The 24,024-nt window shown below is 59.7% G+C and carries 42 protein-coding genes, 1 tRNA gene and 1 pseudogene; 24 read left to right on the forward strand and 20 right to left on the reverse strand.

Annotated elements, in window-relative coordinates:
- Window positions 1–111 precede the first annotated feature (111 nt).
- The 11 genes from ACK3BK_RS15850 to ACK3BK_RS15900 form a co-directional block, all read right to left on the reverse strand.
- Complete coding sequence (locus tag ACK3BK_RS15850) at window positions 112–801, reverse strand: hypothetical protein (protein WP_411382830.1); 690 nt, start codon at window positions 799–801, stop codon at window positions 112–114.
- Window positions 798–920, reverse strand: a complete 123-nt coding sequence (locus ACK3BK_RS15855; protein WP_411382831.1) for a hypothetical protein — start codon at window positions 918–920, stop codon at window positions 798–800. Before ACK3BK_RS15855 ends, ACK3BK_RS15850 begins: the two co-directional genes overlap by 4 nt.
- The gene (locus ACK3BK_RS15860; RefSeq protein WP_112898636.1) at window positions 917–1,276 is read right to left on the reverse strand and encodes an endodeoxyribonuclease RusA; all 360 of its coding nucleotides are present in this window, start codon (window positions 1,274–1,276) and stop codon (window positions 917–919) included. Before ACK3BK_RS15860 ends, ACK3BK_RS15855 begins: the two co-directional genes overlap by 4 nt.
- A complete protein-coding gene (locus ACK3BK_RS15865) occupies window positions 1,273–1,575 on the reverse strand; it encodes a nuclease domain-containing protein (protein ID WP_411382832.1) in 303 nt (100 codons plus the stop codon). Before ACK3BK_RS15865 ends, ACK3BK_RS15860 begins: the two co-directional genes overlap by 4 nt.
- On the reverse strand, window positions 1,575–1,973 hold the full coding sequence (locus ACK3BK_RS15870) for a recombination protein NinB (protein ID WP_411382833.1): 399 nt from the start codon (window positions 1,971–1,973) through the stop codon (window positions 1,575–1,577). Before ACK3BK_RS15870 ends, ACK3BK_RS15865 begins: the two co-directional genes overlap by 1 nt.
- Complete coding sequence (locus ACK3BK_RS15875) at window positions 1,966–2,187, reverse strand: hypothetical protein (RefSeq protein WP_112898639.1); 222 nt, start codon at window positions 2,185–2,187, stop codon at window positions 1,966–1,968. The genes ACK3BK_RS15870 and ACK3BK_RS15875 overlap by 8 nt, the downstream gene beginning before the upstream one ends.
- Window positions 2,188–2,356: 169 nt before the next feature.
- The gene (locus ACK3BK_RS15880) at window positions 2,357–3,163 is read right to left on the reverse strand and encodes an ATP-binding protein (protein WP_411382834.1); all 807 of its coding nucleotides are present in this window, start codon (window positions 3,161–3,163) and stop codon (window positions 2,357–2,359) included.
- Window positions 3,153–3,962, reverse strand: coding sequence for a hypothetical protein (locus ACK3BK_RS15885; RefSeq protein ID WP_411382835.1), 810 nt, complete (start codon window positions 3,960–3,962; stop codon window positions 3,153–3,155). The genes ACK3BK_RS15880 and ACK3BK_RS15885 overlap by 11 nt, the downstream gene beginning before the upstream one ends.
- Window positions 3,959–4,702, reverse strand: a complete 744-nt coding sequence (locus tag ACK3BK_RS15890; protein WP_411382836.1) for a phage antirepressor KilAC domain-containing protein — start codon at window positions 4,700–4,702, stop codon at window positions 3,959–3,961. The genes ACK3BK_RS15885 and ACK3BK_RS15890 overlap by 4 nt, the downstream gene beginning before the upstream one ends.
- A 285-nt stretch (window positions 4,703–4,987) precedes the next feature.
- Window positions 4,988–5,176 carry a hypothetical protein gene (locus tag ACK3BK_RS15895; protein WP_411382837.1) on the reverse strand — a complete coding sequence of 63 codons (189 nt, stop codon included), beginning with the start codon at window positions 5,174–5,176 and terminating at the stop codon, window positions 4,988–4,990.
- A 30-nt stretch (window positions 5,177–5,206) separates the two neighbouring features.
- On the reverse strand, window positions 5,207–5,455 hold the full coding sequence (locus tag ACK3BK_RS15900) for a transcriptional regulator (RefSeq protein WP_039615333.1): 249 nt from the start codon (window positions 5,453–5,455) through the stop codon (window positions 5,207–5,209).
- A gap of 96 nt (window positions 5,456–5,551) precedes the next feature.
- Here ACK3BK_RS15900 and ACK3BK_RS15905 point away from each other — a divergent pair, with 96 nt between their 5' ends.
- Window positions 5,552–6,394, forward strand: a complete 843-nt coding sequence (locus ACK3BK_RS15905) for a helix-turn-helix transcriptional regulator (protein ID WP_411382838.1) — start codon at window positions 5,552–5,554, stop codon at window positions 6,392–6,394.
- A gap of 431 nt (window positions 6,395–6,825) precedes the next feature.
- Here ACK3BK_RS15905 and ACK3BK_RS15910 read toward each other — a convergent pair whose 3' ends face one another.
- The 3 genes from ACK3BK_RS15910 to ACK3BK_RS15920 form a co-directional block, all read right to left on the reverse strand.
- Window positions 6,826–7,374: an ImmA/IrrE family metallo-endopeptidase gene (locus tag ACK3BK_RS15910; protein ID WP_411382839.1), complete on the reverse strand. Its 549-nt coding sequence runs from the start codon at window positions 7,372–7,374 to the stop codon at window positions 6,826–6,828.
- Window positions 7,374–7,751: a helix-turn-helix domain-containing protein gene (locus ACK3BK_RS15915; protein WP_127644207.1), complete on the reverse strand. Its 378-nt coding sequence runs from the start codon at window positions 7,749–7,751 to the stop codon at window positions 7,374–7,376. Before ACK3BK_RS15915 ends, ACK3BK_RS15910 begins: the two co-directional genes overlap by 1 nt.
- A 259-nt stretch (window positions 7,752–8,010) precedes the next feature.
- A complete protein-coding gene (locus ACK3BK_RS15920) occupies window positions 8,011–8,337 on the reverse strand; it encodes a DUF1654 domain-containing protein (protein WP_411382840.1) in 327 nt (108 codons plus the stop codon).
- A gap of 884 nt (window positions 8,338–9,221) precedes the next feature.
- Here ACK3BK_RS15920 and ACK3BK_RS15925 point away from each other — a divergent pair.
- From ACK3BK_RS15925 to ACK3BK_RS15975, 11 genes are all read left to right on the forward strand, one after another.
- Window positions 9,222–9,410, forward strand: coding sequence for a hypothetical protein (locus tag ACK3BK_RS15925; protein WP_411382841.1), 189 nt, complete (start codon window positions 9,222–9,224; stop codon window positions 9,408–9,410).
- Complete coding sequence (locus ACK3BK_RS15930) at window positions 9,407–9,592, forward strand: hypothetical protein (RefSeq protein WP_411382842.1); 186 nt, start codon at window positions 9,407–9,409, stop codon at window positions 9,590–9,592. Before ACK3BK_RS15925 ends, ACK3BK_RS15930 begins: the two co-directional genes overlap by 4 nt.
- Window positions 9,593–10,366: 774 nt before the next feature.
- Window positions 10,367–10,645 carry a hypothetical protein gene (locus ACK3BK_RS15935; protein ID WP_411382843.1) on the forward strand — a complete coding sequence of 93 codons (279 nt, stop codon included), beginning with the start codon at window positions 10,367–10,369 and terminating at the stop codon, window positions 10,643–10,645.
- A gap of 317 nt (window positions 10,646–10,962) precedes the next feature.
- Window positions 10,963–11,274: a hypothetical protein gene (locus tag ACK3BK_RS15940; protein WP_411382844.1), complete on the forward strand. Its 312-nt coding sequence runs from the start codon at window positions 10,963–10,965 to the stop codon at window positions 11,272–11,274.
- On the forward strand, window positions 11,271–11,462 hold the full coding sequence (locus tag ACK3BK_RS15945) for a hypothetical protein (protein WP_186720876.1): 192 nt from the start codon (window positions 11,271–11,273) through the stop codon (window positions 11,460–11,462). Before ACK3BK_RS15940 ends, ACK3BK_RS15945 begins: the two co-directional genes overlap by 4 nt.
- Complete coding sequence (locus tag ACK3BK_RS15950) at window positions 11,459–11,635, forward strand: hypothetical protein (protein ID WP_411382845.1); 177 nt, start codon at window positions 11,459–11,461, stop codon at window positions 11,633–11,635. The genes ACK3BK_RS15945 and ACK3BK_RS15950 overlap by 4 nt, the downstream gene beginning before the upstream one ends.
- 266 nt (window positions 11,636–11,901) lie before the next feature.
- Window positions 11,902–12,657, forward strand: a complete 756-nt coding sequence (locus tag ACK3BK_RS15955) for an ERF family protein (protein ID WP_411382846.1) — start codon at window positions 11,902–11,904, stop codon at window positions 12,655–12,657.
- Window positions 12,641–13,258, forward strand: a complete 618-nt coding sequence (locus tag ACK3BK_RS15960; RefSeq protein WP_411382847.1) for a lambda exonuclease family protein — start codon at window positions 12,641–12,643, stop codon at window positions 13,256–13,258. Before ACK3BK_RS15955 ends, ACK3BK_RS15960 begins: the two co-directional genes overlap by 17 nt.
- A 7-nt stretch (window positions 13,259–13,265) precedes the next feature.
- On the forward strand, window positions 13,266–13,784 hold the full coding sequence (locus ACK3BK_RS15965; protein ID WP_411382848.1) for a hypothetical protein: 519 nt from the start codon (window positions 13,266–13,268) through the stop codon (window positions 13,782–13,784).
- A gap of 66 nt (window positions 13,785–13,850) precedes the next feature.
- Window positions 13,851–14,216 carry a hypothetical protein gene (locus ACK3BK_RS15970; protein WP_411382849.1) on the forward strand — a complete coding sequence of 122 codons (366 nt, stop codon included), beginning with the start codon at window positions 13,851–13,853 and terminating at the stop codon, window positions 14,214–14,216.
- On the forward strand, window positions 14,191–14,706 hold the full coding sequence (locus tag ACK3BK_RS15975) for a hypothetical protein (RefSeq protein WP_411382850.1): 516 nt from the start codon (window positions 14,191–14,193) through the stop codon (window positions 14,704–14,706). The genes ACK3BK_RS15970 and ACK3BK_RS15975 overlap by 26 nt, the downstream gene beginning before the upstream one ends.
- Here ACK3BK_RS15975 and ACK3BK_RS15980 read toward each other — a convergent pair.
- A complete protein-coding gene (locus ACK3BK_RS15980) occupies window positions 14,687–15,019 on the reverse strand; it encodes a hypothetical protein (protein WP_411382851.1) in 333 nt (110 codons plus the stop codon). The two genes, ACK3BK_RS15975 and ACK3BK_RS15980, sit on opposite strands and share 20 nt — an antisense overlap.
- Before the next feature lie 153 nt (window positions 15,020–15,172).
- Here ACK3BK_RS15980 and ACK3BK_RS15985 point away from each other — a divergent pair, with 153 nt between their 5' ends.
- Complete coding sequence (locus ACK3BK_RS15985) at window positions 15,173–15,757, forward strand: hypothetical protein (protein WP_411382852.1); 585 nt, start codon at window positions 15,173–15,175, stop codon at window positions 15,755–15,757.
- Window positions 15,758–15,787: 30 nt separating this feature from the next.
- Here ACK3BK_RS15985 and ACK3BK_RS15990 read toward each other — a convergent pair whose 3' ends face one another.
- Both ACK3BK_RS15990 and ACK3BK_RS15995 read right to left on the reverse strand, forming a co-directional pair.
- Window positions 15,788–16,048: a hypothetical protein gene (locus ACK3BK_RS15990; RefSeq protein WP_411382853.1), complete on the reverse strand. Its 261-nt coding sequence runs from the start codon at window positions 16,046–16,048 to the stop codon at window positions 15,788–15,790.
- Window positions 16,049–16,192: 144 nt separating this feature from the next.
- Window positions 16,193–17,017 (reverse strand): hypothetical protein, encoded by an 825-nt coding sequence (locus ACK3BK_RS15995; RefSeq protein WP_411382854.1) that lies wholly within the window; start codon window positions 17,015–17,017, stop codon window positions 16,193–16,195.
- A 129-nt stretch (window positions 17,018–17,146) separates the two neighbouring features.
- Here ACK3BK_RS15995 and ACK3BK_RS16000 point away from each other — a divergent pair.
- Window positions 17,147–18,979 (forward strand): annotated as a pseudogene (locus ACK3BK_RS16000) (DNA cytosine methyltransferase).
- Here ACK3BK_RS16000 and ACK3BK_RS16005 read toward each other — a convergent pair.
- Entirely contained in the window at window positions 18,963–19,295 is a 333-nt protein-coding gene (locus ACK3BK_RS16005) for a hypothetical protein (protein ID WP_411382855.1), read from the reverse strand. The pseudogene ACK3BK_RS16000 and the gene ACK3BK_RS16005 sit on opposite strands and share 17 nt — an antisense overlap.
- A gap of 140 nt (window positions 19,296–19,435) precedes the next feature.
- The gene (locus ACK3BK_RS16010; protein ID WP_411382856.1) at window positions 19,436–19,678 is read right to left on the reverse strand and encodes a hypothetical protein; all 243 of its coding nucleotides are present in this window, start codon (window positions 19,676–19,678) and stop codon (window positions 19,436–19,438) included.
- Window positions 19,679–19,778: 100 nt separating this feature from the next.
- Between ACK3BK_RS16010 and ACK3BK_RS16015 the strand changes: the two genes are divergently transcribed.
- From ACK3BK_RS16015 to ACK3BK_RS16060, 10 genes are read left to right on the forward strand one after another with little or no spacing between them, the layout of a single operon-like run.
- A complete protein-coding gene (locus ACK3BK_RS16015) occupies window positions 19,779–20,075 on the forward strand; it encodes a hypothetical protein (protein WP_411382857.1) in 297 nt (98 codons plus the stop codon).
- A complete protein-coding gene (locus ACK3BK_RS16020) occupies window positions 20,072–20,428 on the forward strand; it encodes a hypothetical protein (protein ID WP_411382858.1) in 357 nt (118 codons plus the stop codon). The genes ACK3BK_RS16015 and ACK3BK_RS16020 overlap by 4 nt, the downstream gene beginning before the upstream one ends.
- Window positions 20,425–20,679 (forward strand): hypothetical protein, encoded by a 255-nt coding sequence (locus ACK3BK_RS16025; protein ID WP_411382859.1) that lies wholly within the window; start codon window positions 20,425–20,427, stop codon window positions 20,677–20,679. The genes ACK3BK_RS16020 and ACK3BK_RS16025 overlap by 4 nt, the downstream gene beginning before the upstream one ends.
- Window positions 20,680–20,735: 56 nt before the next feature.
- A complete protein-coding gene (locus tag ACK3BK_RS16030) occupies window positions 20,736–20,957 on the forward strand; it encodes a hypothetical protein (RefSeq protein WP_411382860.1) in 222 nt (73 codons plus the stop codon).
- Complete coding sequence (locus ACK3BK_RS16035) at window positions 20,954–21,370, forward strand: phage protein NinX family protein (protein WP_411382861.1); 417 nt, start codon at window positions 20,954–20,956, stop codon at window positions 21,368–21,370. The genes ACK3BK_RS16030 and ACK3BK_RS16035 overlap by 4 nt, the downstream gene beginning before the upstream one ends.
- Window positions 21,367–21,552 (forward strand): hypothetical protein, encoded by a 186-nt coding sequence (locus tag ACK3BK_RS16040; RefSeq protein ID WP_411382862.1) that lies wholly within the window; start codon window positions 21,367–21,369, stop codon window positions 21,550–21,552. Before ACK3BK_RS16035 ends, ACK3BK_RS16040 begins: the two co-directional genes overlap by 4 nt.
- Before the next feature lie 43 nt (window positions 21,553–21,595).
- Window positions 21,596–21,793 (forward strand): hypothetical protein, encoded by a 198-nt coding sequence (locus ACK3BK_RS16045; protein ID WP_411382863.1) that lies wholly within the window; start codon window positions 21,596–21,598, stop codon window positions 21,791–21,793.
- 53 nt (window positions 21,794–21,846) lie between these two features.
- Complete coding sequence (locus ACK3BK_RS16050) at window positions 21,847–22,398, forward strand: hypothetical protein (RefSeq protein ID WP_411382864.1); 552 nt, start codon at window positions 21,847–21,849, stop codon at window positions 22,396–22,398.
- 39 nt (window positions 22,399–22,437) lie between these two features.
- Complete coding sequence (locus ACK3BK_RS16055) at window positions 22,438–22,683, forward strand: DUF4224 domain-containing protein (protein WP_411382865.1); 246 nt, start codon at window positions 22,438–22,440, stop codon at window positions 22,681–22,683.
- Between the two features lies 1 nt (window position 22,684).
- Complete coding sequence (locus tag ACK3BK_RS16060; protein ID WP_125929500.1) at window positions 22,685–23,734, forward strand: site-specific integrase; 1,050 nt, start codon at window positions 22,685–22,687, stop codon at window positions 23,732–23,734.
- Between the two features lie 101 nt (window positions 23,735–23,835).
- On the opposite strand, the gene ACK3BK_RS16065 is transcribed toward ACK3BK_RS16060, so the two are convergent.
- Window positions 23,836–23,909: transfer RNA gene (locus ACK3BK_RS16065), tRNA-Cys, on the reverse strand.
- Between the last annotated feature and the right edge of the window lie 115 nt (window positions 23,910–24,024).

Raw genomic sequence — 24,024 nt, forward strand, 5'->3', positions numbered from 1 at the left:
ATACATTTCAAGTGCAAAAAACCCGGCACGATGGCCGGGTTCTGTTCGCCAATCCTCAACACACGCAGGAATGACAGGATGAACAAATAATGTTGCATCGTTGCACGGGTGTCAAGCGGCATCTGCCATCAAAACGCCTTCCTGCTTAAGTATCTTGCCAGACGCCTCAAGCGCCTCTGCCACCATCTCGTCCAGCACCTTCTCGATGGCCTTCTTCCAGCGCCAGTAGGTGGTCCTGTTCAGGCCCTGGCCATCCCAGGTGTTGATGTCGTAGAACTCGGCAGGCAGGACGATCATGTCGGTGGAGCGTTTCACGTACTGCTCACGCCGCGCCTGTCCGGCGTCCTCGGGCATCTCGCCCCCCGCCAGGTGCTGGACTACTCCAGCGTGCAGCGAATCGAACTCTGCACGCTCGCGGGCGGCCCGGCTGGCAACCTCTTGCCCAGACTGCGCCTGCACGCCTTTCACAGGCGGGATTGCCCAGGCGGTCACCGCCTTGTACCGGAACAGGTTCGGCGCCTGGGTTGCAATCAACGGCACCAACTTGCCGATCGCCTCGACCTTCTTGCCCTTGTGGGTCGAGAACCTGGCCGTCAGGGCATTCCAGTGCCGCGGGATCAGCTTGCTGTGCAGGCGCGCATGCACCCAGCAGTCCACCAGCATCGCCGCATCCTTGCCGGCGATCTCCCCCTTCAGCTTCGAGGCCTGGACCTTCGGCTCGAAGTCGCCGCCACCCACGCCGCTCATGGTTTCTGCTGCAAGGGCCCGCACGACTGCGGCCAACACGCTTTGGTACTTCATTGCCCTTGCTCCTTCTTCCGGCGTTTTCCGATCAACTGGCCGCGCCCCACACACCAGGTGGAAGCGACTGCCATTGCCAGCAGCAACAGGCCGGCGGAATCTGCGATAGTCCAGGTCATGCTGCTGTCTCCTGTGCTTGTATACGGACGCGCACGGCGCCGCCCTTGATCGTTTCCTTGCTCACCCGGAAGAGGGTCGTAAACACGTTGTCGTCGATGCCCAGAGCATCTGCCAGCCCGTCACGGCCAGCCTTGAACATCGCCAACAGGTTGTCGTCGTCGCGCCGGCGGCGATCCGGCGGCACGAATTCGAGCATGAGCAGCGCGTCACCCTTCGGAGTCTGGATGCCTGCTTGCCTGGCTAGGAGAAAGCAGGCATAGCGATAGGTCTTCGCCGCCTTGCTCTTCCTGGACCAGTGCACCCGAGCGTTTGGGCTGCATGCGGCCGGTGGCCACGGTAGTGTCAGTTCCATCAGGCGGCCCCCTTGATGGTCAGAATGCCGGCCCGGATAAGGGCCTCATGAGTCTCAGCGATCGCCCGAGGCATATCGGACCAGTCCACCTCGCCTTTCCCGCGACCGTCGAGGACGTCGTGACAGGCGCTGCAGGCGTATTCCGCCACGGTGTCGAAGCCCTTCATGCCCATGCCCTTCTGCCCGCAAGGCAGGTGGGCCAGCACGGTGGTCTCCGGGTTGAAATTGCAGGCGCCAGGGATACGCACGGTGCAGTCCTGGCCGCGAGCGCTCTCGCGCACCTTCTTGGATACGACGCGCATCAGTACCTCCCTCCCCACCGATCCGGCTCAGTCCAGCGCACGCCATGCTCGGCGCCGAAGGCATGCATCACTTCGAACAGGTCGCTGAACCACTTCTGCGACTGCTTGCGGGTCGAGACGCCCAGGACGACAAAGCCGCCGTCGATCCCCGGAACTGCGTCTTGCTTTTGCACCGCCGCGCTGAAGATGTGCTTCCAGGCCTCGTCAGTGAGCTTGCGGCCGTACCACTCCACCTGCTGGGAGACGTCACGGAGCATGGCCCACATCTTCCGGTTGCAGACGTCCGGGCGCTTCTCGTCCTTGATCACCACAACCTTGGGCTTGGTCAGGTCGATGGCGTGCAGAGCGCCGTACAGGCGGTTGAGGTCTTGGCTGCTGCGGATGGCGAACTCAGGCATTGGCCACCTCCTGCAGCTGCTTCTCCGCGGCACGCACCCTGGCGGTGAGCTGGCTGATCTCATCCAGCAGCTCCAACGCCACCTCCTCCACTGTCGTCTGGTCGAGGAACTCGTCCAAGGCGTCCGTGTGGCGCTCGAGGGCATCACTGCCAGCTCGCCAGGAGGCGACTACCGACCACAACAGCGGCTGGAGCTTTTGCTTGTCGATGGTCATGGACGGCCTCCTTCCATGCGAGCGGTTAACACAGCCATGCAGACCCCTTGATCAACACTTTTCGGATTCATAAAATCTCGGGCACCGGCCTCAAGCACGCATGAACCTTGCGGAGATGTGTCAGTGCGGACGAGAGGCCGACCACTTTCTTTCTTCGATCTGCTGGTCATCACACGCCCTCCTTGCCGCGATGCGATTCCCACTCGAACGGGACCACGATCATCCCTCCCTCGCGCAGGCGGTCGACGCAGCGCTCCCCCATCGCCCCCGGCAACTGCTCGGGACTCAGGTTGGAGATCACCACGGTTGGCTTCACCTGCTCGTATCGGCCGTTGATGATTGCGAACAGGGTCGTCAGCTCGAAATCGCTCGGCTGCTCCTTGCTCACGCCTACCTCATCCAGCACCAACAGTGACGGCTCGATCAGGCTGGCCAGGATGCTTGCCTCGGTCGCCTCATTGGCTCGATCGTAGGTAGCGCGAATGGCTTGCAGGACCGAACCGACAGTGCGGTACACCGCCGAGTGCGACGTGTTGCGCATCAGGTCGTTGGCCATGCCGGCGCCCAAGTGGGTCTTTCCGGTGCCAGGCTTGCCAAGCAGCACCATGCAGCGGCCAGTCTCCGCGATCTGGTCGAAGGTCTTCACGTAGTGCCGGCAGAAGCGCAGCGCCTCGGCCTGGCCCTTGTGCTCGGCCTTGTAGTTCGCCAGGGAGCGATCCGCGAAGCGTTTTGGGATCAGCGAGTCGCCCAGCTTGCGGGAGATCGCCAGGCGGATGTTCAGGGCCTGCTCGGCCTCTGCGCGCGCGTCGCGCTGCTCCTTGGCGATGCGGGCACACTCAGGGCACTGGCTGCGCAGAGCCTTGCCCATCAGCATGGTGACCTTCTGCTCGAAGGCGCCGTGCTTCTCGCACTCGGCAGGCTCGATGCGACTAGCGACGGATGCCTGGCTGATCGGGGTCACTTTCTCAGAGCGCATAGCTGCCGTCCTCCCGCTGCTTCAGGCCTTGCTTGTAGTCGCGGTTAGCGAAGCCGTGGTGGCGGCTGGCGGGCAAGTGGTGGACGTTGTCAGCAGGGATTTCGACCTCATCCTCCCAGCGCTTCCCGTTGAGCCACGTCGAGGCATGTGGGATGAACTGCCCGTTGTCCTTGGTCCAGCCAGGCAACTGCCGGTGCTTGGCCAGGGCTGAGACGATCTTGTCGAACAGAGCTTGGCTGACCTTGAGCTTCGCCCAGGCCTTCTCCGCTTTGTCCTTCCCGACCTTGCGCGGATACAGCTTCCAGAACCGCGAGAACAGCTCCGCCGAATCCACCGGAGCGGGCGACGAAGTGAGGGAATCAGGAATCAGGAATCCGGAATCAAGAGAGAGGGAATCAGCAGGGAAAGAACTGTGCGAGTCTGGTGCTTGCACCGTGCTTTCCTCATGCTTTCCCTGGCTCTGGTCTACGACAGGTATTTCAGGGATTGTGCTCTTTGCTTCCTTGACGTGCGGGTTCTGGTGCTTCGACCAGTTGATGACCTGAATAGCCTTCACGTCGCCCACGGTGTAACGCTTGATGAACCCCAGATGATCCAGGTCATCGAGCATGCGATCGAGGTCGACATTGTCAGCCGGGAACAGGGCCATCTTCAGGCGGCGCGGGCGATCTTCGAGACGACCCTCGCGGTCTGCCTCGGTCCACAGGCCGATGAACAGCAGGCGTGTGGCAAAGTCCAGCTCTGCCAGGTGTTCGTTCGAGAAGAACCCCGGCTTGATGTTTCGGGATCTGGCCATCATTGGACCTCCAGGTTGTACTGCGCCCACAGGCCGGCCACCCAGGTGACGCCCTTGGGGGTGAACTTGGTCTGGTTGAAGGCGTGGCCATTCTCGGCGGTGTCGGTTTTTACTTCGAAACGGCCAGCGTCGATGTGCTGCTGGTAGGCCTGCCATTCGCCGCCCATGCGGTACATGATCTTCTTGTCGAGAAGGAATTCTCGGAAGCGGGCCTCATTGGCCCTCAGTAGCTTGGCGGTTTGGCGGAAGCCCTTAAGGCCGGTCGATTCGACGTACTTGTCGACGAACTCAACCTTGGGAGCGGCGATGGCCAGGGCCTGCTGGGCGACTTGGCGCTGCTCGTATTGCTCGGCCCAGGCGCGTGCCGCTGCGGCTGGATTGGAGAAGTCGGGCAAGGTTGCGATAACCCTGCCGGAGCCCTCCTCCAGCTCACGCCAGCGCTTGACGACTGCCAGCCGCATCTTGGCGCTGTAGCCGGTCAACAGGGTGTCGGTCATTTCGCGGTCAAGGTTGAAGCACGGAAGGCTGCGCCCGGTGCTGTCCTTGTACTGGGCTGAAAAGTCAGCCCAGTTCAATTCCAGCTCGTCGAGCATGGCCCGGATGTCTGCCAGCACGTTTTTGTGTGCTTTGCCGGTCAGCTCGGCGATTTCACGCGAAGACATCGTGCGCGCCACAGAATCATGGTTCGCATTTTGTGGCGCGGGCCGGATGAGGGCCTGTACACTTTGGGTCTGCATATGCATAATTCCCTTCACAAGTTGTGTATTGCAGAGAGCCGGGCCGCGAACCCGGCTTTTTTGTGCCCGCAATTCGGGCTTATCAGGGCCTATTCAGGCCTTGCGCTGGAACGGAAGTACCGCTCCCCTCGCGTTTCGAGGTTTCGTTCGGCTGGCCAGCTCTCGATCAATCAGCTCGGCTGCTAGCGCTTCAGGGGTGATCCCCCGCTTTCGCGCCTCTCGCTCAAGCAACTCCATCGATCCCGGGTCCAGACCGAATTGTTCGGTCGGCATAGGGCCTCCTCGCGGCCTTCAGGCTGCGGTTTGATCGCCGGTATTCTCCGAGGACAGGGCAGCCAGCTGCGCTTCCAACATTTCGCGGCATAGCACGGCGCGCTGGGTGCGGTGATACACAGCCATCGCCTGGATCAGGTTGAATGTGTCCTCATCGACCCGGACCTTGATCTCACGGTCATGCAGGTGCTTGGGGTTGGCGTACATGCGGGAGTAGCTCCTTGCAGTTGGAATTGGTTAGGCAGCGGAAAGCGACTGGCTGGACTGGTTGTCAACCTGGTTCCACGGGAACGAAGGGCAAAGATCTGCGCGCCCTACTGCTCCGTTGGTGAGCGCTTCGATCTGCAACGCGCGCTTGGCTGGGACTGCGCGCTCTCCGGAACACCATTGGTTGACGGTCGGCGCCGCCACATTCAGCCGGCGCGCCAATTCCGCCTGGCTGCCCAGCACGCGGGATGCTTCTTTGGCTGCTTCTGCTGATTTCATGAGTTCTCTCCTGGAGATTTACCGATGAATATAAGGCATTACCTTATCTTGCACAAGCCATTGCCTAATCACCGCCGTGATAGGCCTAATTAGGCAATGCTTACCGGACCTGAACTAGGCGCAGCCATTGAGGCAGCGCGGATCGCCAAGGGCGTATCGAAGAAACAACTCGCAGACGACTTCCAAGTGAAGCCTCCGTCGGTACAGGGCTGGGTGAAAAACGGCCGAATCGACAAGTCGAAGCTGATGGACGTCATCGCCTACTTCGCCAATGTTGTAGGCCCTGAGCATTGGGGGCTGCGCCCAGGCTTTACCTACGAGAGCCTGCCGGACGTCGCTTCAGTATCGGTTGAAGAGCCGGCGCCCACCTCGGCTGCGGATATGGTTCGCAACATGCTCGCCAAGCAGGGCAAAAACCTGCCGGAAAGTGCCCGCGCGCAGCTAATGACAGCCGCCGAAGCTTCCGACCAGGGCAACGTAATCACCGTCGACTTCTCCCGCCCAGGGCTCATCGGCGATGAGGTTCGGATTGCTCACTACGATGTGCGCGCGGCCATGGGCAACGGCCAGGCCACGCATGACTACCCGGAAATGCTCAAGGACATCCGCGTCAGCCCGAGCCATCTGCGTGAGCTGGGCGTTGAATTCGAAGAGCACTTCCATTTGAAGGTGGTCACCGGATGGGGCCAGTCGATGGAACCCACAATCAAGCACCGCGACCCGTTGATCGTGAACGTCAACATCCGCGAATTCGTGGGCGACGGGATCTACCTCTTCGTCTGGGATGACCTGCTCTACATCAAGCGCCTGCAGGTGGCTGATGAGGAGCACTTCGAGATGATTTCGGACAACCCGCGGCACAAGGATCGACTGATCCGGAGGGACATGACCTACATCCAGGCTCGGGTGCTGCTGGTGTGGAATGCCCACCTAGTGTAATCAAGGTACCCATCAATCCTAGCAGTGTAAGAATTAGGACTTTACCCACGGGAGAAGGGCTCGGGAGTCGCCTGGTGAGGTCCCTTAAGTCTTTAGATTACGCACGCAAGACAAAAACCGCCTATCGTTAGTCGAAGGGCGGTTCTTGCTAAGGCTTACTTGGAGCGAACCAGGAAGCACCAAGCTTCATGGCCATACTCCCAAGCGTCCAGCACGCGGTCCGAATTTCTGACGCGGCGATAGCGGCAGAAGACCCAGCGGAAGCCTTTCGGGGCAGGTTTTTTAGGCACTGTTCATAGTCACCTCCTCAGCAGAGGGATATTTTTTTCTTGCTATCTGCTGGGAAATGACTAACATTTCGTTCGCAGTCGCACTGCAAGGGCGAGCCCCCTCACCAAAGCTCACCGAGCTGATTGGAGCTGCAACTCCAATCAGCTCAAAATTCTCATCTTGTTTTGCTTAGCCAACACATTGTTTTGTACCTTGGCTGCATCCAGCGTTACACCAAACCTTTCTGAAACCTCTGCTAGAGATCGGCAGCCAATCATTTTGGCTTCTGGCATGAGCAATGCCCCTGCAAATCGATTTGCTTGCCATTCGCTGTCCTTGTAAGCAGGTAGTCGTCCGGACTCCGCTCGGTGGAATTTGAATGGAGCATTGCGGTGCATTATGTAATGACCCAGCTCATGAGCGGCAGTAAATCGATCCCTCCCCCGCCCCTCACAAGCCCTTTCATAGACATCCTCACGCAGGACAATCGCATTCTCTGACGGAATCGTAAGCCCGTGGTTACTCCCCATGAACGTGGAGTCTCTAACCTCAAATACGAAACCTTTGAAGAAGGATGGCATGCCAAGCTCGAGAAACTCGATGATCGGAAACTCATCAGCTTCTAGCTGCAGATCTCTCCGCATTGATGCCGTGAGCTTGAAGATATCGTCGCTACTCAGCGGTGGCACCTCAACCGATGGTCCGCTCATTAGGCTTTACCTTTCTTAGGCCCTGATTTAAGCATCTTCAAAATCTTATCCAGATCATCGGAATCCATTTCCTTGAATTGCCTGGAAAATGCAAGAGCAGCCTCCTGATGCTTCATTGACATGCCACGGGTATCGATTTCTACTTGTCCGCGGCTCAACGCAGCAGCCTTCTCAAGCTCTGCCCGCTCCACGCCACCAACCCGAAGGCCGAGAAAATCCCCGAGTCTGCGTATCAGGTCAGGAGTGACGTGTCTCTTACCTGTCTCAATAGTCGAGAGATGCGCCGACGAGACGCCAACCCCCTCGGCCATATCTTTCAGGAGCAAGCCCCTATCGATACGGGCCTTGCGAAGGTATTTCCCGATTTCAGTTAACATGATGCCCTCCAAGCGGGCCGCCTTAGCCCGCTGAAATGTAGATTAGCATTTTCTGCTAATTCGTCAAGCATGTGTTGCTACCTCACATTGCTCACTTGATTTGCTCTGCCTAGCCCCCCAGCAGTGGAGACCGAAGGCTGAACAGCTAGTGGACGCTACCCTTAAAGGCGAGGTTCGTTTTCATCGGCAGAATCGCGCTCGGCCCCGCTAGATTGCTCGGGCCGCTTTATAGCGAGTGCATGACCGGCCGGCTTTGATGTCAGAAGGGCGCCTCCTCCTCCACCCTCTCCTCCTCCCGATCCCTTTCTGCGACCAGGTCGTCTCGATCGTCTGCGCTCTGCGGCTCCCATCGAACGGTCACGCTAGCGTCGTCATTGAACGTAAGGTCAAGCTCCGGCGTCTCGGCCAGCAGGCCCATCACCTCCTCCCACTCCATGTCACCGTCCGTATCCAGGCGATGGATCGTTACCCAGCGCTGTGTCTGCGCTATTGGGTGATTGATCATTGACGAAACCCGCAGGCCCAGGCGCTCCAACCCGGTCATTTGCTGACGCGCCGGCGGCGCCGACTTCTGCCGCTTGGCCATTCCTTCCTCCTTTAACTGTACATCCATCCAGTATTAGGCAGAGCTTACCCGAGCCATCGAATGATGCAAGCCCGGATAGCAGATGAGGCATGTATGAAAAAAAGTTAGGCATTACCTATTTACAAGAATTAGGCATTGACTTATCTTTCATCTCAAGCAGTCGCTCACGAGGGACTGCGGAGGTCCTCAAGCCTCACCGCTCTTTACACATCGATGGGAACCTCGCGGATCGATCCCGGCAACGGCACAGCGCGAGCAATAAATTTCGATCCCCATGCCAGCTCTGGAACTGGCCAGCTCGAAGCCATGCGGCGCGCTCCCTCACAGAAAGCGTCAAGCGGGCCAAGGGTTGAGCTGTAACGCTCCCTGCCGGGTAGCCCTCAGAACGGGCTGATGCACTGGTACAGCGGGCCACGCCGGGGAACCGGTGGAGGTTGCAGCAAGCAAGCAATCGCCCAGGCCACCGTGGCGAGTAACGGAGCCCAGCAAGACCGATTTGAATTAGCGCCCCGAGCTTCGGCATTGAGGGGCGCCGGACCTCATGCACCCTGCCCCATTCAGCCAGGGCATTCAGAGCTGTAGCGTGCATGTTGTAAGGACCTGCGATCCATGGCGGACAGATGCTGCTTGACGCCATGAGGAGGAAGCTCGACGCCCGCAACCATGACGAACCGCTGAGCTGCAATCAGCAGCGGCAGACGCGGCGCCACCCTAGCGTAGAGGGATCACAGCTGACGCAACACCCCGGCCTGTCGCCAGTAGCGAGGCCGGGCACATTCGATTTGAGCCAGCGACCGACGCCAGTAGCGGGTCGCGGCGCACCACGAGATTCACTGATGCCGCTTCGATGAGGCGGCATTGGGAATCCACTGGAGATCACCGAAATGACCAACCGTGAAGCACTCCGCAATGCCAACCACCAGCGCGACCTGGCCCAGGCCGAATCCCGTCGCTGGCAGCTCAAGGCGCAAGTCAGCGGTGACGAAGCTGACTGGACGCAGCATCGCCTGGCTCAGCAAGACGTTGTGCACTGGGGCTTGCAAGCCCACTACTACAGCAGCGCAGCGGCATGAACCTGCGCGACCAAGGCTTCAAGTTCTGCATAAGCCCGGACAAGAAGCAGGGCCAGTGGCTGCACCCAACGGTGTTCAAGGTCATGCATCCCGACTGGACCGACGTAACGGAATGGCCGACCGAGCAGTTGGTTGCCTTTCTGATGCCGGCGCCACAGCAGCAAGAGTTGTTCGCAGCATGACGATTTCACTCGCAGCCATTCCCACGAGTGGCTGCTGGGAAATCAACCGCCCTGGAGGCAAGACAATGAATCCTCAGCCAAACAGCCCCAACGGCTGCTTTCAGCGGCACGGGTATACGGTCGTGCGAACTCCAAGCCAAACCGGATCTTGCTTTCACCGAGCGGTTTACGACCGTACCGGCCAGCAGGTTCTGAATCGCGCTGGATACGACGCAGAGATTCAGTTCTGCCGCGAAAATGGGCTGATGCTGTAGTTGGCGGCGCAGGTCACGCTGCAAACCGCGTAGCTGCTTTGGCAGCGCTTGAAACGGAATGCATGGGCCTGTGCCCCGTCCGCCTGACGTTAACTGCCCGATGCCCTGCTCCCCATCGCAGGCTGCATCGGAGTGTGATCTGAATGCGCAGGCTGATGCGCAGCGATGCAGGCTCACAAGCGCGGCGCGGGCGGGCGAAAGCTGACCGGCTCGGTTGAACCTGACACTTCTCACGCAAGCCGGAGATCAGCGCCGGCCAGATCACACCCCGATGCAGAGAAGCGCCCAGCTCCGGGCGCGGTTACCGAAGTACCTGTGGACGTCCCTTCCCTCGCTCCGGGGGTATACGAATTGCGCCGCTGGATGGGTCCACGCCAAGCCAGCTGCCGGGGTAGCGCCCGGCATCTGCATCACCCCTTCCCTTCACTTCGACCGCATCGGCAGGCGCCAGGCCACCTTTCACGGTGGGTTTGGTCACCCGCGCCTGGCTCCTGGCCAATGCGGTCCAGAGGATCATTAAATGCATAACTGCACCGATACCCAGGCCGTGTGCCGGGGCTGCGGTCTCAAGCTGCGCGGGTCGCCTTCTTGGAAAGGCGGGCTGGCCTTTCACCCCGACCCGAAAGGCGAAGTACATCGCTGCCATTACGGTGGCTGGGTCTGCTCGCGGCGCTGTGACATCAAGGCCTGCGTCGAGCTGGAAGGAACCATGCCCGGGTGCGGCGGCGTGAACAGCTTCGAGCGCCTTTCGCCCTACGCCAAAGAGAGCATCAATCGCCATTGGCCGGAGGCAGCATGAGCGGCTGGATCAATGTGAAAGATTCGCTCCCACCGATTCGCAAGCACGTTGGCCTGCCGCATCGGCAAGAAGCGTAAATACGGCCCTTTCTTTGCGATGACCTGCGGTAACGAGCTTCGCCCGTGGCGCTACATCGACGGCGACCGCTGCGATATCTCGATCACCCACTGGCATGAGCTGCCAGACCTTCCCACCGAGTAACCCACCACCTGGAGGCGACCATGGGCGCACTTCGAGCAGCACAGTTTGAGTACGACAACCGGACGCCGCCGGCGGTGAGTGATCAGGCCGGGGCGGGCGAGATCTGGATTCAGGATATGTTCCATCAGCTTCTGCGTGGCGCCGATGCGACGTTCCAGGTTGGCAGCGAGATCCGCGGTGTCACCTACGAGCGCTTCGCCCAGGCCGTGGACGAGCACGCATCGCCAGGCATCACCAGCCCAAGTGCCGTGGGCAGGCTTCTTCTGGCCGCACGGCGCCGCGACGCGAGCGATGCGCACAACGTGTACCACGAGGTGATGGCCGCGCCCTGCCCTGACGCAGTACTAGAGCGGCTGGCGCGCGATCTGCTGACGCCATTCGCCGCCGCCGGAGTACAGGCCCAGGCCTACGAGGCATGGGAGCCATGAGCCCGCATGTCTTGATTGATCAGCAGCTGGATGCCTTGGTGCACCCGGGTACGCCAATCAGCTACTCAACAATCATCAGCCATCAGCTGACGGAAATGCTCCGTGACGGACGCATCACCATTGAAGAGTTCAACCACTACTGCGGGCGCCTCAACAAGATCGTTGATGGGCGCAAGGAGGTTGCATGACCACACCAATCGTGAAGACGCTCATCGACGAGCAGGTCGAGGAGGCGAAGGACGCCCAGGTGCGCGGCACCCTCAAGTTTCCGGTTGGCATGCGTGTCGCCGATCTTCCGTACCCGATCAAGGCCGACTGGCTGAAGCGCCGGCCGATCGCACGGCCGAGGCCATGCTCATGACCAGCTATCAGCGCGCCCGCCGCCTAGTCATCTGGCGCGGCTCCTTCTCTGCCCCCTTCGCCTGTACCGCATTCATGCTCGCCAGCGCACTGGCTGGCAGCATCACTTCCTGAATCACGTAGCCGAGCACGGCGGCCCTTCGGGATAACCGTACCCCTTCGGGAGCGTAAGCGGCGAGAGCGCGCAACCATCCGTCGCAGCCAGGGCCTGGGGCGTACCTCCGTGCCTGGGTGACCTGGCATTTCCATTCCATATCGAGGTTCAAAATGAAATCCGTCGCCCGCGTTGAACAGGACCAGGCGCCCGCAATCGTGGGCGAATCAGCAACCATTCTTCAGGTAATCAGCCGTGCAGCCGCAGACCCAGCCTGCGACATCGACAAGATGGAGCGCCTGATGGCAATGCATGAGCGCATGCAGGCGCGTGACGCAGAAGCTCAATTCAACGCCGCCATGGCTGCCATGCAGAGCGACATCCCGAGCATCGCCGAGCGCGGCGCCATCGTCGTAAACGGGCAGAAGCGCAGCGACTACGCCACCTTCGAAGACATCAACGATGTCATCAAGCCGATCATGCAGACCCACGGCTTCGCGATCACCTTCAAGGTCGAGAACGTGCAGGCCGGCCTAAGCGTCACTGGTATCCTGATGCATCGGGCAGGCCACCGTGAAAGCACGACCATGCTCCTGCCGCTCGACACCAGCGGCAGCAAGAACGCTGTCCAGGCGGTCGGGTCGTCCACCAGCTACGGCAAGCGCTACGTCATGAACGCCCTACTGAACCTCACGACCAGGGGCGAGGACGACGACGGCCATGCCGCTGTACCAACAGCAAACGTCACCAGCGTGCAGGCGGCAGGCATCACTTCCCTGCTCGGTCGCTGCACACAGAAGACCCGCGACTGGTTCACCAGTGAGTACGGAACAGCCGAATGCGTGCCGAAGGGTCGCCACGACATCTTGGTCGCGAAACTGAACAAGGCCATCAGGGCCGCGGAGGCTGCAAATGCAGATCATCAGTGACGTCGAGCAAGGCACTCAGGCCTGGCTGGACCTGCGCCTGGGCATCATCACCTGCAGCGAGCTGGATTGCCTGCTGGTGAACGGCAAAGGCGAGGCAGGCTTCGGCGCCGGGGCCTTCACCTACATGAACACCCTGATCGGCGAGCGCATCACCGGCGAGGCGGCCGACCCGTTCACCGGCAACCGCCACACCGAGCGCGGGCACGAACTAGAAGGCACCGCCCGTGGCCTGTACTGCGACCGAGAGGACGTCCAGACCCACCAGGTGGGGATCATCCTCAATCACGGCATTGGCTACTCACCAGACGCCTTGGTCGGCGAAAAGGGCCTGACCGAGATCAAGACCAAGCTACCGAAGCTGCAGGTCGATGTGATCCTGGGCGGAGAGATACCGAAAGAGCATGTCGCCCAGTGCCAGGGCGGCCTCTGGGTATCAGAGCGCGAGTGGATCGACTTCATCTGCTATTGGCCGGGAATGCCGCTGTTCGTGAAGCGTGCCTACCGGGACGAAGAGATGATCCGCAAGCTCTCAGAGCGGGTGAAAACTTTTTACGAAATCCTCGACGAGCGCATGAATCGCGTGCTCGGAATCGCAGCATGAGGTGAGCATGAACCAATCAATCGACCTCGAGGCAGCAAAAGCGGCCTTCTTTGCATCTGGCGGGAAGATCATCGTGCTGGAGGGTTTCCAGTACGCTCCCCACCGGCCACACCGTGACATCGAGAAGGTTCAAGCTGTGGCGCCGAAGCCGGAATGCCCGAAAAAGAAACGGCGCCTTGAGCAGCTTTCCTACTTGCGAGGCCTGGCCAAGACCATGACCTACTCCCAGGCCCGAGCCCACACGGGCATGAGCCAGAGCGCGCTATACCAGGCTTCGAGGGATGGCGGATTCTCCTTCCAGGTTGAGCCGAGAAGCGAACGGGCGCCGACTACTCGAACCTACACCGACCCTGCCGTGGATCGGGCGCTCGCCCAGCAGATCGCCGCGCTGCGCGATGAGGGCCTAAATCGGTCCCAGGCCAAGGCAAGACTGGGCATCTCAGATCGAAAGTTCTGTCGCCTCATCCACCTTTTCAGCGTGGACTACCCAAAAGCCGAGGGCAAACGATGCGACGGACCAATCTAAGGGTTCGCCAGCGCCGACGGCTAGACCAGTTCCACCTACCGCCAAGCGGTCTCACGGAGCACAGACATGCAGAAAGCACCTTCTGGAGTGGTAAGCCTGCCGGCCTGGCTGAATCGGCCGGTGAAGAAGCTGTACAACACACGCAGCGGCGGTCGGTACCGGCCTGATGATGTGGCCCTGGCCTTTGCCCTGAGCCTTCGAGTGCACGACAGCGCCGATCACCTGCGCAGGCTGGCGCGGCGTCTGGTCGACAAAGTCTGCCTCGAGCACCAGCCGAACATGAAGCGCCTGGCCCGCGAGCCTGATGATGCCAAGGTGTTCGACGCCGCGCTCAAGATCATAAATCGTGTGTGCGATCTGCTTGATTACGCACCGGGCACCCGCTTTGTGCGCAATGGAGGCGATGATGGCCCTGACGCAGCAGCAGCGTGACGAGAAGCGCCGCGCCAAGGCCGAGCGCCTTCAGGAAGAAGACCTGCGCTTGAAGGTTCGACCAGGGACTAAACAGGCCCTGCTGGAGCTGATGGAGTGGGCCGGTATCGAGGAACAGGGCGAGGCGATGACGCTGATGATTCATCACATCGAGGCGCTTGGCCACCACGCGCTGTTCAGGATCGCGCGCCACGAAATAGAAGGTCACCGATCTGTGGCGCGGACTGAGCCACTTCGGTTGTCAGCCAGGAAGCGAACCGGCCAGCACCTACGCGCGATCTGCGGTTGGGCTGAAGCCACCTACAGCCAGATGATCGAGGCGCTGATTCATGGAATTCATGCCCTCGGCAGGTTGCACGCGGCCAAGTTTCTCACCCCGCCGCGACATGAGATCAGCATCTCGCCCAGGCTGGCCTTGGCCTTCGATCGGAAGAGCATGCTGATGATTCAGCAGGATCCGGGGGATGAAGTTATCTCTCCTTCACACTAGCGGCTTCTTCAATGGCTGCGGTGGAGACCCACTTCGAGTCAAGGTGAATTAGCTTCTCAGAATCGAGCAGATGCTGTGCAAAAGCTTTTTCAACGTCAGGCCCTGACAGTTTTCCTGATTCGGCCAGCTTGTTCATTGTTTGCTGGTGCAGGATATAGGCGGCCATAGGCGCAGCTTTCTTCCTTTCGCCTCGGCCAAGAATAACGCTGATGTCCTGAGCCCGATTCTGTATGGCTGCCTCCAGCAACAGTTTTTGCTTTTCCCTTCTCGTAGTGTAATGAGCCTGTATCCACTGACCCACGAGAGTCGTCACGGCACCAATTCCAACGCCCACGAGACCAGCTATTGTAGCGTCCATAGCAATACCTCTCGGCCCCATGCCGGTCACCCGTAATACCCCATCCCAAACCAAATTGCCACCATGCCGCATCCGGCCACGGAGGGCGGCGCATGCATGGAGAAAGCCATGATCGAAGCCACCGAGAAGCAGCTCAACCTGCTCTGGCACACCCTGGGCCTGAGTCCGGGCTGCCGGACTGGCGGAAGAAACTACTTCCTAACCAGTCCTGGCTATGACGATGCCAACAACCTGGATGTGCTGGTCGAAGCAGGCCTGATGACACGTGGCAAGGCGCCGCCCTTCTGTGATGCTGATGACGTGGTGTACCGGGCAACGCCAGAAGGGAAGCAGTTTGCCCTGTCCAAGCTGCCACCGCCTCCGCCTCCGCGAAAGTACACCAGGTTCGATGCCTACCTCGATGAGTGCGAATGCTATGACGGCTTCGCCCACTTCCTTGGGATCAACCAACCGCAGATCCAGCACCGCGGCACCTGGGGCAACTACCAATACCGGATGGTTCGCTACCCACGAGGAAGCGCTTACAACGAGCATCGACGACCTACCCGATTCGCGCACTGGTCGCCCTACGAGACTCTTGAAATCGCTGGTGAGTGGGCTGCGACCATGAAGGCGGCCAAAGCCAGCTACAAAGAGGCGCTTCGTCTCCACCTGGCCGAGGGCCGCGCCGAGAAGAAGCGCCTGGCAGCCTGACCCTCAGCTGCTCGCCAGCACCCTCAATAACTAACGGTTCCTCCAAGCATCAGTACACGCCACGCGTAGCCTGTCCTGAACGACAGGGTCTTCCGGATCATCTACTTCAACCAGCAGCACGCGGTGAACGTTCGCCTTTGCTGGGGCGTTTGGTGAGCATAACTCAGCAATTTTCCTGGCGTGCCAGATTTCCACCCCTGACTCACGCTCTCCAGGGCGGACGGCAAGTACGTCGTCATAGCGCCAGATTTCCGATGTAGCGATCTGATCTTCATTGATCACGTCAACCATTTGATTCACCTCTCCGGCTCCATGCCGGGCCGAATATCAATATCCCACTTCAGCGAATCACGCCACCCCGCGCTGCCCGCCAGCGCCTTCCCCTATTCAACGATAACGCCTCCCCGGCGAGGGCGGCGCCTGAATTCAGCTAGGTCAATTAGATTTATTGTCCTTGCTCGTAGGTCTGTGCGACTTGAGTGGATGTTTGAGTTTCAGCAGTCGATATTTTTCTAGAATGCTCTCAACAAAGTCTTGATCAAGGCCAAATTCGCTTCCCTTACGCAAGATATCTTGAATACTATAAGAATCATTACTGGCAAGCTCAATGATAAATTCCTCAGCACTCTTGTATGGCCTAGCGAAAGCCTGCAAATCAACTGGGATCGACTGCCTACTTTCTAAGTCTCGAACTCTGCTGGATAGAGACCTCGTATTAGAAAGTATTTCTGACAGAATGCTTTGCTCAGACCGAGGCTCTACGTTTTCTGCTTGAGGGGTGTTTTTGATCGCTTCCTTAAACCGCTGATCAAATTGCGGCCAGTACGTATCAAAAACCTGACGAAGAATTCTTTCATCTAGACGATTGTGATCCAAACAGGAATTTAACGAGCATATTAGCCCCCACATCGAAGTGCGTTCTGGAAAGGTGTGATTAAATTGCGCCAACGGATCTTCAATCTCACTGCTTTGCAAGTCAATTAAGAATGTGCAGACTCGATTAGTGCTTAGCCCTTTTGCTAACGCGCCAGTCTCGAACAGTATCCATGGCTTATTCTTATTTTCTTGAGTTAAACACACAATACCAGCTGCAGTATCCTTAAGCTGGTCCGATATTTCGGAGAACCATATTGCGCCTTTATCAATGTCTCGAGTGGATATCCAAGGCTGCGAAGCTTGCAACACACACTTAATCCAGTCACTAATCAACTCGGCCACGGCTTTGCTGCGCTGCCCCGACCAACTAACAAAAACTTTCATACAGAATCTCCCCCCAAGGGTTGCGTTGCGAGTAATGTCGCACGGCCACTACGGGTAAATCCACAAAAAGCTCACCCTACACCCCCTACTCAACGATAACGACTCACGCCCACCAGGCGAGGACCGCCCATGTCTGCGTTTCAGAAAAAGAACCCCCTCGACTTCAAAACCCAGTACGGCCTTGGCTTCGACCCTCAGGACGATGAAATAGTGGTCGACTTCTTCTGCGGTGGCGGCGGCGCCGGTACCGGGCTGGAAATGGGCCTGGGCCGGCCGGTGACCGTGGCCAAGAACCACAGTCCAGCGGCCATCAGCATGCACACTGCCAACCACCCGGCGGCGCGCCACTTCACCACAGACGTGGTCTAGGGTGACCCGGACGAAGAATGCCAGGGCCGGCCGGTTGGCTGGTTCCACATGAGCCCCGACTGCACTCACCACAGCCAGGCCGCAGGCGGACAGCCGCGTAAGCGCGAGATCCGCAACCTTTCGTGGATCGGCTTGAAGTGGGCGGGCAAGAAGAAGCCCCGGGTGATCAGCCTGGAGAACGTGAAGCAGATCCTGCAGTGGGGTCCACTGATCGCAAAGCGCGACAAGGCCACAGGCCGGGTGATGAAGCTGGACGGCACTGTCGCCGAGCGCGGCGAGCGCGTGCCGGTGCACCAGCAGTTCCTAGTGCCCGACCCGAAACGCCGCGGCATCACCTGGCGCAGATTCGTCCACCTGCTTGAAGGCATGGGCTACCAGGTCGAATGGCGAATCATCAAGGCCTGCGACTTTGGCGCACCGACCAGTCGCGAGCGCCTGTTCATGATCGCCCGCTGCGACGGGCAGCCAATCGTGTGGCCAGAGCCGACCCACGCCAAGAACCCAACCAAGGGCCAGCAGAAGTGGCGCACAGCCGCCGACTGTATCGATTGGAGCGTGCCGAGCAAGAGCATCTTCGGGCGCAAGAAGGAATTGGCTGCAGCAACGCTGCGCCGGGTGGCCAAGGGCATGAAGAAGTTCGTGCTGGACAACCCACAGCCCTTCATCGTGCCGATTGCCAACTGGTCGGGTGAGCTGGCCCAGTCGGCAAAGGAGCCGCTGCGCACAGTGACGTCCTGGCCGCGCGGCGGATCATTCGCAATGGCCACCCCGGTAATAGTTGGGGCCGGCGGCCCGGTGTATGCCGGTAAGCCTGTACCAGCTGACCAGCCCATGGGCACCCTGATGACCCAAAGCCACCGCGCCCTGGCATCGGCGCACCTGGTCAAGTTCCGCTTCAACAGCGAAGGCTCACCCATCACGGACCCGGTGCCGACCATCACCAGCGGCGGCAACTACAAGCGCCCAGCGGGTGCAGCGCATGCGATGGGCGTGTGCACTGCCTTCATTGAGCAGGCAAACGGCGGATTCAATACCACGCCAGCCCGAGGCATGGACGAGCCCATGAGCACGGTCACCAATACAGGCAGCCAACAGCGCCTGGTAACGGCCAGCCTGGCCACCCTGCGCCGTAACTGCGTGGGGCGCGCAGTGGATGATCTGGTGCCAACAATGACCGCCGGCGCCGAGCATCACGCACTGGTTGAGTACAAGTTGTCGCCAGAGCACGAGGAGGGCGCCCTGCGCGTCGCCGCGTTCCTGATCAGCTACTACGGCACAGAGAACATCAGCGGCTGCGACTCACCGGCGCCGACAGTGACCACCAAGGACCGCCTGGGCCTGGTAACTGTCTTCGTGAAGGACACGCCCTATGTGATCGTCGACATTTGCCTGCGCATGCTGCAGCCCCACGAGCTCTACCGGGCCCAGGGCTTCCCGGCCAGCTACATCATCGACAAGGGCGCCGACGGCAAGCCGTTCACCAAAACCGAGCAGGTGCACATGTGCGGCAATAGCGTCAGCCCGCCGCCCATGGCCGCCCTAGCCCGCGCCAACGACCCCTGGATGTCAGGGCAACTTACTGCTGCGGCTTAGTTCGGTTATCGATTTCATCAATTCGATATTGATCCCACTTCGCATAACACTCTGAAGTGAGCTGCAAGCTGAGCAGGTTACTTTCGATGCAATGATCCAAAAAGCGCAGAGCGAAAGAATGCTCACTCCTGGTTTCGTAGACAAATTCTCGCTCCCTTCCATTCTTGAAAATGAACACAACCTTGTAACTTGGCGGTTGTGGGTCTCTCAAAATCTCTGAGACATCATCAAGATTGATGATGCTGTTCCCAAGAGTGAGAAGCTGCTGACCAGGCAGGTTAGTCACTGCCCGCTTAACATCTACAGCTTCGAACATTCGTTTTCTCCAGCGTAATCTCAATTTCTACAACGGTCCGCATACAGCAAAACAAGTTCCACCCTAACCTCAATAGAGGCAAAACGCCATCTCCCGCAAGGTATCCCCATACCCACAGAAAACCGATCCAGCAACACCGATCACTTAGGAACGTAGGGCATGAAGTCACCGAGCAGCTCGCGAGCGGCAGGCACGGCGTACTCGAGCAGCTCCAAAGGGACATCACGTTCGAATAGCGTCACTTCAAACTTGAGCGTCTCATCGTTTCGGAAAATCTCGAAGATGAATTGGTCGCCGCGCGAGCACTCAAGGCCCAAACCATCGTGCCCTTCGGTGACGCTTGAGGCTCGGCAAAACGCGTACTCAATTCCATGAACTATCACCGGGTGTCCTCCTGAAAAGGCTGAACGTACCCGGAAACGCTCCAGCTGTAACCCCTCTCCCCTCTATTCACAGCCGCAATATTGCGGCCAAGGAATCCGCATGCCTGCAAAACAGTATCCGCTGGAGGTGCAAAGCGTCGGCAGCGACACCTACATCGCGATGAGCAAGGGTCACCACGACCTCGAGGCATTCATGGCTGAAGCCGTGAAGGGATGCCCGGGCTGGTTCCTGGGTGGCCCGCAGCACAAATGGTGCAAGACCGTGCCGGATCGCTCGGGCGAGTTTGCGCACCGATACGTGTTCGTCGAGGAAGGCACGCCAGGCGCATGGCCGGCGACCTACTGCTGGGAGTTCGGCGAGGACTACAAGCGCTACAACGCCGAGGTGCAGCCATGAAGCTCACTGAGCGCCAGCAAGAGGTTCTCGAAACCCTGCGAGATATCGGCCGAGACAACGCGGTCCGCCACCGGGGTAGGACGCCATACCTGTACCAGCGGGATTGCGAAAAGCTGCTGAAAGGCGACGAGGCCTGTGTATTCGGCCTCGGTGGCTTGACCTGGCAGGTAGGTGGTCGGTTGGGTCTTGGCGCGTCCTCGGTGCTCAGCACCTTCAAGACGCTGGAGAGCAAGGGTCTGATCATCCGCGAGACGCGAAACCCGCGATATCAGCGTCCGCTCTACTGGTGGCCCGTGGGCATGGCGGAGGCTCTGGCCGAAGAGCTTATGCCCAGCGTGGAGGTGACTCCATGACCCGCCTCGCCCTCCTCCTCGCGCTGCTGGCCACCAGCGCCAGCGCAACCGAGAACGTAATCGACGTGCAGCACGACAGCCAGCGCGGCGTCACCTGCTACCTGCTGAATGGGGTCGGCATCAGCTGCATCCCCGACAGCCAGCTGCAGGCCGGCAACCAGCGCCAGCTCTCCCCGCACGAGCAAGAAGACAACGAACCTACACCCGCTACGGCGCCTGGGCGCTGGATTGATGAGAGGTATCAGCTGTGAAAATCGGAAGACTCTTTGTCGGTCTGAATTGGTGCTACGGCGCGAAAGACCAGGCCGTGATCTTGAGCTGGGCGCTGAATTGCGGTTACTGGCGCTGGGCGGTCTGGTGGCGCAAGCCAAAGAAAGTGCTGTGCCTTCCTGCCTTCGGGCCATCCATGGCGGCCGGCACCCGGTACTACATCGGCCATGGTCACTTCGGCGCCTGGGCTCGGCTTCCGCTGATCGGCTCGTTTTCCATTTCCACCCAGCCACCCTACCCTGCGCAGGTGCAGCCATGACCGACCTGATCGAAGTGAGGGTATCCAACCTGAGCGGCTTGGCATTGGACTGGGCTGTTGGCATCGCTGATGGGCGCGACCTGGAACTGCCATCAGCGTTCCGCAGCCGCACCTGCGTGGTCTGGTGCGAACCGTTCGTCATCAAGCGCGAAGGGTATGCAGATTTCCACGATAAGACCCGTCACCACTGGAAGCCATCCATCGACTGGAAGGACGGAGGTCTGCTGATCGACGAGCACCGCGGTAGCGCCCAGCACCGCCCAGGCCTTGCCGAGGATGTCTGCTACTGCGGCGGCCCAGAGGGCGCCGACGTCTGGTGCTACGGCCCCACCGCCCTGGTCGCGTTCTGCCGAGGATTCGTGCGCTACAAGCTGGGCGAAACAGTCCAGGTGCCCAAGGAGCTGATGCCGTGATCGAGCAATTTACCATCCACCAGCTCGAAGCCGTGCTGCAGGGCGTCAAGCCCAGCGACATGCGCGCCGGCGAGAGCATTGCGCAGTACCTCCATCGCGGCATCCAGCGGATTGCAAAGGAGCGAGACGGCCTCCTGGAAGACCGCGACGGCCTGCTCGAGCAGGGAGGACACCTTCTATGATCGCCCTCGCCTACATGGCCTACCTGATCTGGAAGGCGCCGCGATGAAGATGATCTACCGCATCAATCGATGGCTTCCATTCGGCGGCCTGCCAATTGCTCGCGTCAAACATGGACGCAACACCTGCACCCTCTACAAAAACGGATGGGTGCGGATCAGCGACGGCAAAAGCAGCGATGCACTGCCCCTCAGCTTTACCAGCCAGGCCCTCGTCGACGCCTTCGAAGCCGAGCTCGCCTAACCCCTACCCCAACTACTCAAGCCCGCCGACTGCGGGCATGGAGAGCTATTGCCATGATCATCGATGACGTGATGACCGACAAAATCACGCTTCACGGCCTGGGCTTCGTACAGGTCCAGTTGCAGGGCGAACAGCGCCTGCATGTGTGGCACCCAGAACTTCCCCGCCGCTCCTGCTTCGAGCATTCGGCAATCCACGACCACCGCTTCAACTTCGTATCGCGGATCTTGGTCGGGAAACAGATCAACCACTGCTACGACATGCGCCGCCTGGATGACGGTGAATTCGTTCTCTATCTGCACGAAGGCGCGCGGCAGGCTGGCGGCGGTAGACCGTGGACCCCAGACGGCAGGGCCAACATGGTGCACCACTCGACCTGCACCATTGCCGCGGGCGATGTTTACGCCACCAGGGCCTACGAGTACCACCGGACCGAGCCGGGCGGTGACGGCCGAGTGGCCACCATCATGCAGAAGCGCGGCGAATACCCAGCCGGCGCCCACTCCACCTGCCGCTATGGCGTGCAGCCGGACACTGACTTCGATCGCTACCAATGGCCCGCCGCCCGACTCTGGGAAGTCGTGCGTGAAGTGCTGCTGGCCTGACCACCATACTGCCGCCACCGGCGGCGTGGAGACCATCCCATGGAAACCGAGATCCTTTCGGACGAAGAGCTGGTGGTGATCACCGGCTACAAACCCCGGGCGTGGCAGCGCCGCTGGTTGAAAGAAAAAGGCTGGCATTTCGTCGAAAGCCGCGGTGGCCGGCCTCTTGTTGGCCGCCTGTACGCCCGCCAGAAGCTCAGCGGTCTGGTGATCGACACTATGCCGGTCGCTGCAGCTCCGCCGCCATCGCCAGCCTGGACCCCTGATTTTTCCCGAGTAAAGTGAAATGCGCCCAAGGAAGACCGAGAATCGCGACCTGCCACCAGGCATGTATCGCCGCAAGAGACAAAAAGCCAATGGCAAGGTGTGGGAGGCTCTGTACTACAGGGACAAGTCGGGCAAGGACATTTTCCTTGGCAGTGACCTGGTGAAGGCCAAGCTGATGTGGGCAGAGCTCGAAGCCAAGTCGGTACCGAAAGAACTGACAACGATGAAAGGGATCTTCGACGAGTACCTGTTGAAGATCATCCCAGGCAAGGCCGCCAGGACCCAGAAAGACAACATCTACGAGCTTAAGCAACTGCGCACTGTGTTCGATTCGGCGCCGATCGATGCAATCACGCCGGCCATGATCGCGCAGTACCGCGACTCAAGGTCGGCCAAAACTAGAGCGAACAGGGAGATCGCACTGCTCTCGCACGTTTTCAACACCGCAAGGGAATGGGGGCTCACCACCCGGGACAACCCGTGCCTGGGCGTGAGGAAGAACAAGGAGAAACCGCGCGACTTCTATGCCAACGAAGCGGTGTGGCAGGCGGTATATGAGGAGGCCCCACAGGAGCTTCAGGATGCGATGGACCTGGCGTACCTAACCGGCCAGCGGCCATCAGACGTTCTGTCCATGCGAAAGGACGATATGGAGGGGATTTACTTGCAGGTCAGCCAAGGCAAGACCGGCAAGCGACTGAGGATCGTCCTTGAGGTAGACGGGGCGAAGAACAGTCTTGGTCTGCTGCTGGAGCGGATTATGCGCAGGACCAGCGAGCACCTGTCGCCGTTCTTCATCATCAACGAGCACGGCAAGCGCATGAGCTGGCCGATGTTGCGCAACCGGTGGGCGGACGCCCGAGAGGCCGCCAGGGTGAAAGCTGAAGTCGAGAAGAAGCCAGACCTCGCAAACCGAATCGCCCAGTTCCAGTTCCGAGATATCCGACCGAAGGCGGCCTCGGAGATAAACGATCTGGGCGAGGCAAGCGTGCTGCTGGGGCACTCCAAAGAGGGAATCACGGAGCGTGTCTATCGCCGTGTTGGGGCTATCGCGAAGCCCTCGAAATAGGAAAGTTTTGGGACTGAACCCAAATAGTTTTGGGACTATCGAGATTTTCAGGCGCACAAATAAAAACCCCGCAGACGTTAATCTGCGGGGCTTTCGAATGGTGGAGGCCGAGGTCGGAATCGAACCGGCGTAGACGGATTTGCAATCCGGAGCATAACCACTTTGCTACTCGGCCTCAAAGTTCGGAGCCAGCTTTCGCTATCTCCTTGAAACCGCTCGACTTTTTCAAGTGAGCTGCGTTTCGATGGACGCCATTATGTCGGCATTCCCCTCACCTTGCAACCCCCTTG

Origin of the sequence: Pseudomonas sp. L7, from assembly GCF_046605565.1 — a bacterium.
GTDB classification, from domain to species: Bacteria; Pseudomonadota; Gammaproteobacteria; order Pseudomonadales; family Pseudomonadaceae; genus Aquipseudomonas; species Aquipseudomonas wayambapalatensis.